Here is a 10500-nt window from a genome sequence, read left to right as displayed (position 1 = left end):
AGTCTATATCCTGAATATTTCTGCTTCACACTTTTCTTAAATCGTTACCTGTAGATTGTGGGTATTCAAATGAATTTTTATCTGCTGATTAGGTCTTCTATTTTTTTTTCAATCTCTTCATCACTATAACCTTTGGCATACCAATATCCAATTAAAGAAAATTCAGAATTAGGATGAGTATGTTGGTATTCGATTTCTTCTTTTAATTTTATAATTTTCATTTTTGTGTTTTCAATTTCTTTGATATATTTATAATAGGATGCGTAAATTAAAATACTATAAATAATTATTTTAATGACTATAAAAATAAATAAAATTGAAAAAGAAATAGCACCATAGTAATATAAAATACCAAATATAATACTCCAAAAGATGGCAATAACAATAAACTCTCCTATTCCATCTTCATAGAACATTTCTTGTATACATCCTATATATAACCATTTTTTGTTTTTTAATCCGTTTTCAAGGTGACAAAGTTCTTCTTCTTTTGTTGGCAATTTTGCTGACATATGTTTATCCTCCTTATATGTTGATGATATTATACATGAATATGAATTTGTACACTTCAGGGGGAAAATTATCAATATTGTTTTGTATCATGATATATTTATATTTTCCCCCTTAATATGATTCGATGAAAACAGTTTATAATGATAAGTGCTTAGTCAATGGAGCATAATGAGCATTGAACAGCGACGAAATGCGGCTGAATACATTTCGGGCAGCGCCAACGTCATAAATACGAGGAGGAAATATAAAGATGGAACATGTTTGTTTTTCTAACGCAGTATGTTTTAACTGTGGATGTTATCAAAAAGAAGATATAATTAATGATATTAGAAGTTATTTAGCTAATAAAAACATCTCTATCCAACATATTGAAAGTAGTATTGAAAGTAGTAATGAAAAGATAATTGTTTTTTTTGAAACATTCAATCAACATGAAATAATAAATATTATAAAATATATAAAAAAAATATATCCTGTTCTTAATTGTCTTATTCTTTATTTTTGTCCAAAAGGACTTTTTGGATTTGATGTAGGAGCTATATGTTATAGTGAATCAAAAAATGTAATCATAGGAAAATATTTTGAACATTATGCTAAAGAAACATACGAATTATCAGCTGATATACAACGTGTTTCATTAGAAGAGGTTGGTTATACATATAAATCTTATCAAAAAGATGATAAAACATATGGCTATTATCGATTAATAAATAAAGAAGACGAAAAAAAAGTTGATGAAAAGGAAAATGAATATAATAAAGCTTTAGCCAATCAATATATGTCGTTATGCTTATAAAGACATTTGAAAGATTATAATAAAAATATTTTAAGGAGAATATATATGGTAAGGAAAATATATTTAGAAGAAAAATTAAAAAATAAACATTTTACGAATATGATTGTTGTTGAAGGAGGTTCATATGATGTTACTGGTGTTTTAGAAAGTGCTCGTTGTTATTTGAAAAATCTTCAAGTTTTTCGAATAGAAGAAGATATGAATAATAATCAATTCATTATTAAGTTTGGTATTGTTAATCAACATAAACTTAAAATAGCAGATTATCTTTTAAATAAATATCCTGAGATTAAAAATATTAAACATTATTTTTGTCCAAATGGATTGCTTGGATTTAGAGTTGGTTCAATAGAACTTGATCAAAAAAATAGAGAATTACATAAAATATGGATAGAAGATAATAGTTTACAAGCATACGAAATATCTGCATATATACAAAACATACAGCTTGAGGAAAAAGGATATACTTTTAAACAAAATAATTATTATTTAATCAATGAAGAAGATAAAAAAAATAAAATTGAATTAGAAAAAGAATTTAATGAATGGTTAGCTGAATTTTATGGTTTATTATGTTTGAATAAGCAAAGAGAAGAATTTTTTGAATATAATCCTTTATATGGTATGAGTAATGATGTTTCTTAAGAAGGTGAGATAGAATGGGAGTTGGAATTGAGATTAGGTATACGTCTTTGTTTAGCGCGAGCTGGAATTCATACTGTCAAAGATCTTATTTCACTTACACCTGAAGAACTTCTCAATATAAGAAATATAAGTAATAAACGTCTTGACATAATTATTCAAACATTAGAAGCACATGGATTGCATTTAAAAAAATAAGTTATTGTTAATGTGTATAAACACAAACAAGAATACTGATTATTCAGTATTCTTGTTGCATTTATGTATATTTTGAATTTGCGCTATTTGATCATAAAAATAACTTTCGCTAAATTGATATTTATTGAATACTTGCAAACGATTAATAGATAATTTAAGACCACCTGAAATTTTTGTTTCTTCAATACATACTGGAATAATTTGTTTATCTTCACTTTTTGCATATTCAAGTTCATCTAAGCAATATTTTGATTGAATAAAATCATTTGATAAAAAGAAGATAAAATGTGAAGCGTTATCAATATGCGAAGCAATATTATCATTCCAACTAGAGCCAACATTAATTCCTTTGTCATACCAAAAACGATAACCTAGACGTGATAAATTATTAAGAATATCCATGACCATATCTTGATTTTTATGACAGTAACTTATAAAAATATAAGGGTCATGACCTTCATAAGGTTCAAGGAAATTGTTTTTCTTTTTGATGATTTCATTAATTTTTTTATCACATTTTTTTGCATCATATCCATTTTGTTTTGCTTTTTTATACCATTTGATAGCGAAATCTAAATTTTTATTTACGCCATATCCATTTTCATAACAATCTCCCATCCAATTACATGAACCAGCATGATTCTTATCAGCAGCTTTTTTAAACCAAGAAAATGCTATCCTATAATCCTTTTTGACTCCATATCCGTGATAATAACAAGCACCTAAATTTGACATAGCATCAATATTACCTAAATCGATGGCTTTATTATAGTAAGAGACTGCCTGAGTATAATTTTTTTCAACTGCGTACCCATTTTCATAACAATATCCTGTCCAATTACATGCATTAGCATGATTCTTATCAGCAGCTTTTTTAAACCAAGAAAATGCTTGATTATAATCCTTTTTGACTCCATATCCATAATAATAACAAGCACCTAAATTTGTCATGGCTTCTATATTACCTAAATCAATAGCTTTATTATAGTAAGAGACTGCCTGAGTATAATTTTTTTCAACTCCGTACTCATTTTCATAACAATATCCAGTCCAATTACATGCATCAGCATGATTCTTATCAGCAGCTTTTTTAAACCAAGAAAATGCTTGCTTATAATCTTGTTTGACTCCATATCCATAATAATAACAAGCACCTAAATTTGACATGGCTTCTATATTACCTAAATCAATAGCTTTATTATAGTAAGAGACTGCCTGAGTATAATTTTTTTCAACTCCGTATCCATTTCTATAACAATCTCCCATCCAATTATATGCATTAGCATGATTCTTATCAGCAGCTTTTTTAAACCAAGAAAATGCTTGATTATAATCCTTTTTGACTCCATATCCGTGATAATAACAAGCACCTAAATTTGACATGGCTGCTATATTACCTAAATCAATAGCTTTATTATAGTAAGAGACTGCCTGAGTATAATTTTTTTCAACTCCGTACCCATTTACATAACAATATCCTGTCCAATTACATGCATTAGCATGATTCTTATCAGCAGCTTTTTTAAACCAAGAAAATGCTTGATTATAATCCTTTTTGACTCCATATCCGTGATAATAACAAGCACCTAAATTTGACATAGCATCAATATTACCTAAATCGATAGCTTTATTATAGTAAGAGACTGCCTGAGTATAATTTTTTTCAACTCCGTATCCATTTTTATAACAAGATCCCATCCAATCATATGCACCAGCATGATTCTTATCAGCAGCTTTTTTAAACCAAGAAAATGCTTGATTATAATCCTTTTTGACTCCATATCCATTATAATAACAAGTACCTAAATCAAACATAGCATTAATATTACCTAAATCGATGGCTTTATTGTAGTAAGTAACTGCTTTGGTATAATCCTTTTCAGTACCATATCCATTTTCATAACAATATCCCATCAAATCATATGCATTAGCATGATTCTTATCAGCAGCTTTTTTAAACCAAGAAAATGCTTGCTTATAATCTTGTTTGACTCCATATCCGTGATAATAACAAGCACCTAAATTTGACATGGCTTTTATATTACCTAAATTAACAGCTTTATTATAGTAAGAGACTGCCTGAGTATAATTTTTTTCAACTCCGTACCCATTTTCATAACAATATCCTGTCCAATTACATGCATTAGCATGATTCTTATCAGCAGCTTTTTTAAACCAAGAAAATGCTTGCTTATAATCTTGTTTGACTCCATATCCGTGATAATAACAAGCACCTAAATTTGACATGGCTTTTATATTACCTAAATTAACAGCTTTATTATAGTAAGAGACTGCCTGAGTATAATTTTTTTTAACTCCGTATCCATTTTTATAACAATCTCCCATCCAATTACATGCACCAGCATGATTCTTATCAGCAGCTTTTTTAAACCAAGAAAATGCTTGCTTATAATCTTGTTTGACTCCATATCCGTGATAATAACAAGCACCTAAACTTGACATAGCATTAATATTACCTAAATCGATGGCTTTATTGTAGTAAGTAACTGCTTTGGTATAATCCTTTTCAGTACCATATCCATTTTCATAACAATATCCCATCCAATCATATGCATCAGCATGATTCTTATCAGCAGCTTTTTTAAACCAAGAAAATGCTTGCTTATAATCTTGTTTGACTCCATATCCATTATAATAACAAGCACCTAAATTTGACATGGCTTCTATATTACCTAAATCGATGGCTTTATTGTAGTAAGTGACTGCTTTGGTATAATCCTTTTCAACTCCGTATCCATTTTTATAACAATATCCTGTCCAATTACATGCATTAGCATGATTCTTATCAGCAGCTTTTTTAAGCCAAGAAAATGCTATCCTATAATCTTTATTGACCCCATGTCCATAATAATAACAAGTACCTAAATCAAACATAGCATCAATATTACCTAAATCGATGGCTTTATTGTAGTAAGAGACTGCTTTGGTATAATCCTTTTCAGTACCATATCCATTTTCATAACAATGTCCACACCATTCACATGCATTAGCATGATTATGATCAGCGGCTTGTTTAAACCAAAAAAAAGCCTCTTCATAATCCTTTTCATGATAATAAGCATATCCCTTTGCGAAGTCATAAGATATATTGCTGACATATTTTTTAATATTATCGAAAAGACCCATATTTTTCTTCCTTTCATTAGAATGCTTAAATAAATTATAACATAATTTATCAAGACATTTAAATGTCCCCCTAAAAATAGAGTAATTCTTTTCATATATAATATAGTCGAAAATTAAATAGCTTAGTCAATGGAGCGTAATTAACATTGAACAGCGACAAAATGCGGCTAAATACATTTTGGGCAACGCCAACGTAATATAGAATATTGGAGGACATGAACATGAGTTTTGATATATTTGGAAATAGTGGAAGAAGAAAAGGAACTATTAGAAAAGAAAGAGGATTTTTTGGTGATACAAGTTATGTAACAAGAGATAATTATGGAAGAAAAAAATCAACAACAAGAAAGGAAACAGGATTTTTTGGCGATACAGGTTATGTAACAAGAGATAATTATGGAAGAAAAAAATCAACAACAAGAAAGGAAACAGGATTTTTTGGCGATACAAGTTATGTAACAAGAGATAATTACGGAAGAAAAAAATCAACAACAAGAAAAGAAACAGATTTTTTTGGAAATACAAGTTATGTGACTAGAGATCAATATGGAAGAAAGATAAATACAAAAAGAAAAAATAATGGATGGTTTTAATTGCTAAAAATTGAAAACATCAAAACGAGGAAGAAGGTGATATGGGATATAAACATTCATTTATTTTAAAATAAATGGAATAGTTCTTATAGAAATGATATTTTTAATAAGGAGAGGGAAATCAAATGAGTCAATTTCAAGTTAAAAATAGAAAAGGATATACTTTAGTTAATAAACAAAAAATATATTTATCTGCTCATTCAAAAGATTATAGATATATTGAAATAATTACTGATGATATATTAAAACAAGTAGATTGTGTTGTTACATATATAGAACCACATACTCAATTAGAACATATTGACGATTTAAATGATATGAGTATTTTGGTTTTTGTAGTCAGTCAGAAGTTTTTGTGTGAAAATAACTATGCAAGAGATTTTGAATTAAAATATGCTTTAGAAAATAATATCCCTGTCTTACCTATTTTAGTAGAAGAAATTGAATATCAATTGTACATTCAATTTTTTATGAATGCGCAATATATTGTAAGAGAATCCCTTGACACTACAGAACGTCTATATGAACATAAATTAAAAGAAACAATTATTGAATATATTGGAAGTGCGAGTTTAAAAGAAAAGATAAAACATGAATGTACAAGTCAAATATTTATAAGTTATAGAAAAAAAGATCGTCAATATGCAAATAAACTTATGGAAAATATTCATTCTATACCTGAATTAAGAGATACTATTTTTTGGTATGATGAATACATAATAACAGGTAAAGATTTTGAAAAAGAAATTCAAAATGAGTTAAACGAAGCTGATTTTATGATATTGCTGGTTACTGAAAATATATTAGAAAATAAAAATTACATTTTAGAAACAGAGTATCCATATGCTAAAAATAAAAATAAAAAAATTATTCCAATAGAAATGAAGTCAACAGATCATGAATTGGTTCATAAGCATTATCCTAAACTTGATCATATTATTGATGGAAATAATTTACAATATTTAAAAGATGTATTATTACCTGTTCAAAAGAAAAAAAATAGAAATAATCCATCACATCTATACCTTATGGGATTAGCAAATTATTATGGAATTTATATGCTAAGAAATCAAAAAAAGGGGATTGAGTTATTAGAACAATCTGCGCAAAAAAATAACTATAAAGCCTGTATGAAATTGGTGAAATATTATCGAAATGGATTGCAAAATCAAAAAATTTCTCATTTCACTACTCAAGAAACAATAAATGAAGTAGAAAATATACTCAGACAATCAGAAGAACATAAAGATAATGGGGCACATAGAATATTTATTCATAAAAATGATTTTATAAAAGCAGCGTTTTATCAAGAAAAAATAATAAAAATAATTTACGATCGTTATAAAAAAAATAAAACATTTGAAAATGCATTAGTGATTTGTTTACAATTACTCAATCTTCATTATATATATGTCAATTATGATGAAGAAAAAAATAGAAAAGTTTTACTTCAAATGGAAAAAGAAATCATTTGTTTTCATAAAAAATATCCTGCATATAAAGATTATTTTTCACATGAATTAAAACGTGTTTATTCTAAATTGGAAGAAAGCTATGAATATTATGGTAAAATGGACTTAGCTAATTATTATCAACAAAAATCCGCTTCAATAAAAGTTGTTGAAAATATAGATGAAAAGGTTCATCGCTTAATGGGGTTACAACAATATCAAGAATGTATCGATATTTTAGAATCATATTTAGATACAAATGACCAAATTAATACAAGAGTATTATTAATGAATTGTTACATACTTTTATGTAAACAAAAAGAAGAAAATCAAGAAATTGAAGATGTTGTTAAATATGCAAAGATAGGAAAAGAATATGCTAGGCAATTGGTTAATGAAAGTCCAAATGTTTATAAAATGGATCTAATTATTTTTGATACACTCATTGAAAAATATGATTCATCAAAGAAAAAACAATATTTGCTAAGACAGGAAGCTGATGATTTAATAAAAAAAGGAAATAAACTGATTGGTGAAGAATATAAAAAAGCAATACAGTGTTATGAAAATGCAAAGAATATCTATAAGACATTAGTAGAAGAATATGATGAATATAATGATTATTTGTCTTTGGCTGATTGTTACAGGTGCTTACATATTCTTAAATGCTATCCCAATACAATTCAATTTCATTTTGATGATATTGATCAATGTATTCAGGTATCTGAAAAAATATATTTAAAGTATGAATCAAAGAAGAATATGAATAATTATATAATTGCACTAGTAAGTAAAGCTTTATATTTAACATATTTTTTAGAAAAAACCACATTTTTATTTTCAGGCAAAAGAAAATTATATCAAAAAGAACTTGAAGAATTAATCAATCAAATAAATAATCTGATGGATAAAAATAAAAGAAAAATCAATAGACAAGAATATAATCGTTTACTTATGTTTGCTTATATGTTAGAGGGAATTTGTTATAATGATATGGATAAAATAAATAAAGCATGTGTATTATTCAAGAAAACAAATCAAAGCGATTGCCTATTATATGAAATATTACAAAGTTATCAAAGAAAAAATACTACTGATATTCTTCATAGTTTTAAAGTTTTCTTTCGATATCAACCTGAAGGATTACTTATTACTAAGTATTAAAAACCATGGGGAGGAAAAAATAATAATGAATCATGAACGAACAATCACAAGAATAATGGAGAAAACATTTGAAGAAATACAAAATGAAATGAAAGTGTATTCATATAATGATTTTCAAAAAGTTTTATCTCAAATAAAAACAGCAAAAAATAGGGGGATGGAATATAAGGGTTATGCGAAGTTATATCAGATGTTAAGTGAAAGTCATATTGATTTTATAGAAACAAATGATATTTGTTATTATGAAAAACTGATAAATGATTCTATTGAAAAAAGCTTTGATGAAGAACAGGTTGTTAAAGGAATTTTACATATATTATTCAAACAATTCCAAAAATTTCCATCACCTTATCATTATATGAATCGAATGGTGACTTTTCTTTATCCAAAATATCCTACAGATTCTTTACGTTTAAGAATTCTTAAAGGATTGATTGATCAAGAATATGGTGATTTTCTTCCCAATAGTGGTATTTCAGGAAAAGAAGCTCTTGATCAATATATGAAGTATAAATATTCATTAGATAATCCTACTCATAATCAATATCTTGCATGTTTAGATGAAGAAATATTTGATTATTTTTTAAATAATGATCATCAAGAACATGATAGTCTAGCAGCGATGATTGAATTTTTAGAATCATTGAAGTATGACTATATGATCAAAGATGGATTGGTAATAAAAGGAAAAGAGAATAGTGCTTTAGATTATTTAATGAATGAATCCTGTTTTCAAGAGAAATTAAAAAGTATTTTTACCGATTTTGTATATGAAAATTCATGTGGGCAATGTTCATTAGAAGGGTTAAAACAAATTTATACGAATGATAAAATTATAGAATTTAAAAAGCTAGAGAAGAATTTTAAAGGTATACTTAATCAAATTTTTTATAGAAATAAAAATGGCAAGGAAAATTCTTTAAAGATAAAATATATAGATGATGTAAAAAAATTTAAAAAACGTAAACATCAACAAAACACATGTGAAATTGTTGAAATGGCAGATATGTTAGCCAATGGGCAATTCAAATCAGGTGGTAAAACGAAACAATATTTATATCTTTTTGCTATAGCGTTTCATATGACTTATTGTGCTTTTTCTGATGAAATACCTGATTATAATAGTGATATAGAAATTAATTTATTTAATGATTATTATCAAAATAATTTTATGCGTTATCTAGAAGATGTTTATAAAAATAAAAATAATGGGGCTTTTGCTTCTCCTGAAGGTTTTGCAATTAATTATAGAAATTATGCAGAGATGATCTATCTTTATTATTTATGTCAAAAAAATATGTCATCTTCTGACAAAATAAAAAAAGCTAATGAAATGATAAATATGATAGCAAATGAAAAGTTAACAGATCATCAATTAGAAAATGATCCTTTATTTGATTATAAACAAAATACAGTCAATAAATTTTATAGTAATGAAAAAGAATTTTATGACTATCTTCATGATCATTATGACTTTAAACATAATCAAAATCATTTGATGATAGAATCAAATCAAAAAGAGGCTTATTTACAATATGAGAAAATCATTCAAAAAATAAAAGAGTTGAATGATGGAAATTTAAAAGATTTAAATTATGGTTTATGGTTTATAGATATGAAATTTGATGATTTAGAAAAACAATATTCGAATCAAATGACAGAACAAAATGATGATTTTATATTATTGTTAAAAAAAGTAGATTCTTATTTAAGAAAGAATTTTGAACATTATGATAAAAAAGAAGTATTATTCAATAATCATACATCCAATTCTTTAGATAGTTTATCAATAACAAGAACAGATTTAATAGCAAGCTATTACTACTATTATAATTTAATGAATACTTCTGAAAAGACTTTTAATGAAACATTTTATGACTTTAAAGAAAGTATAAAGTCATATCTAGAACAAGCCCATTATCAGCCTATTTCAAAAAAGAATATATTCGATGTGTTGGTTATCTTAAGTGCATATAGTTATCAAAAAATGTAGTGA

Annotated in this window: 8 protein-coding genes; 6 read left to right on the top strand and 2 right to left on the bottom strand. The window is 26.4% G+C overall.

Going from position 1 to position 10500, the window contains the following annotated elements; all coding sequences use genetic code 11:
* Positions 1-77: 77 nt before the first annotated feature.
* Positions 78-512: a hypothetical protein gene (locus tag ACFOZZ_RS10505; RefSeq protein WP_376815215.1), complete on the bottom strand. Its 435-nt coding sequence runs from the start codon at positions 510-512 to the stop codon at positions 78-80.
* A gap of 251 nt (positions 513-763) precedes the next feature.
* Between ACFOZZ_RS10505 and ACFOZZ_RS10500 the strand changes: the two genes are divergently transcribed.
* The 3 genes from ACFOZZ_RS10500 to ACFOZZ_RS10490 are packed head-to-tail and all read left to right on the top strand — an operon-like array spanning position 764 to position 2149.
* Positions 764-1309: a hypothetical protein gene (locus ACFOZZ_RS10500; protein ID WP_376815214.1), complete on the top strand. Its 546-nt coding sequence runs from the start codon at positions 764-766 to the stop codon at positions 1307-1309.
* Positions 1310-1354: 45 nt separating this feature from the next.
* On the top strand, positions 1355-1954 hold the full coding sequence (locus tag ACFOZZ_RS10495; RefSeq protein ID WP_320803407.1) for a hypothetical protein: 600 nt from the start codon (positions 1355-1357) through the stop codon (positions 1952-1954).
* Positions 1955-1975: 21 nt separating this feature from the next.
* Positions 1976-2149 (top strand): DNA-directed RNA polymerase subunit alpha C-terminal domain-containing protein, encoded by a 174-nt coding sequence (locus ACFOZZ_RS10490; RefSeq protein WP_376815213.1) that lies wholly within the window; start codon positions 1976-1978, stop codon positions 2147-2149.
* 39 nt (positions 2150-2188) lie between these two features.
* On the opposite strand, the gene ACFOZZ_RS10485 is transcribed toward ACFOZZ_RS10490, so the two are convergent.
* Entirely contained in the window at positions 2189-5296 is a 3108-nt protein-coding gene (locus tag ACFOZZ_RS10485; RefSeq protein WP_376815212.1) for a TIR domain-containing protein, read from the bottom strand.
* A 221-nt stretch (positions 5297-5517) separates the two neighbouring features.
* Between ACFOZZ_RS10485 and ACFOZZ_RS10480 the strand changes: the two genes are divergently transcribed.
* From ACFOZZ_RS10480 to ACFOZZ_RS10470, 3 genes are all read left to right on the top strand, one after another.
* The gene (locus ACFOZZ_RS10480; RefSeq protein WP_055235117.1) at positions 5518-5889 is read left to right on the top strand and encodes a hypothetical protein; all 372 of its coding nucleotides are present in this window, start codon (positions 5518-5520) and stop codon (positions 5887-5889) included.
* A gap of 125 nt (positions 5890-6014) precedes the next feature.
* Positions 6015-8504, top strand: a complete 2490-nt coding sequence (locus ACFOZZ_RS10475) for a TIR domain-containing protein (RefSeq protein WP_376815211.1) — start codon at positions 6015-6017, stop codon at positions 8502-8504.
* A gap of 25 nt (positions 8505-8529) precedes the next feature.
* Complete coding sequence (locus ACFOZZ_RS10470) at positions 8530-10497, top strand: hypothetical protein (protein WP_376815210.1); 1968 nt, start codon at positions 8530-8532, stop codon at positions 10495-10497.
* Positions 10498-10500 lie beyond the last annotated feature (3 nt).

The sequence above is a fragment of the Catenibacterium sp. GCM10023432 genome, from assembly GCF_042651925.1.
Taxonomy (GTDB): domain Bacteria; phylum Bacillota_I; class Bacilli_A; order Erysipelotrichales; family Coprobacillaceae; genus Catenibacterium; species Catenibacterium mitsuoka.
The sequence above is the reverse complement of the archived record's forward strand: the minus strand, read 5'-3'. Positions and strand labels throughout refer to the sequence as shown.

Excerpts from the sequence above, each read along its gene's own strand:
- ACFOZZ_RS10500 (WP_376815214.1), top strand. The coding sequence starts at position 764 with ATGGAACATGTTTGTTTTTCTAACGCAGTATGTTTTAACTGTGGATGT.
- ACFOZZ_RS10485 (WP_376815212.1), bottom strand. The coding sequence starts at position 5,296 with ATGGGTCTTTTCGATAATATTAAAAAATATGTCAGCAATATATCTTAT.
- ACFOZZ_RS10475 (WP_376815211.1), top strand. The coding sequence starts at position 6,015 with ATGAGTCAATTTCAAGTTAAAAATAGAAAAGGATATACTTTAGTTAAT.
- ACFOZZ_RS10505 (WP_376815215.1), bottom strand. The coding sequence starts at position 512 with ATGTCAGCAAAATTGCCAACAAAAGAAGAAGAACTTTGTCACCTTGAA.
- ACFOZZ_RS10470 (WP_376815210.1), top strand. The coding sequence starts at position 8,530 with ATGAATCATGAACGAACAATCACAAGAATAATGGAGAAAACATTTGAA.
- ACFOZZ_RS10495 (WP_320803407.1), top strand. The coding sequence starts at position 1,355 with ATGGTAAGGAAAATATATTTAGAAGAAAAATTAAAAAATAAACATTTT.
- ACFOZZ_RS10480 (WP_055235117.1), top strand. The coding sequence starts at position 5,518 with ATGAGTTTTGATATATTTGGAAATAGTGGAAGAAGAAAAGGAACTATT.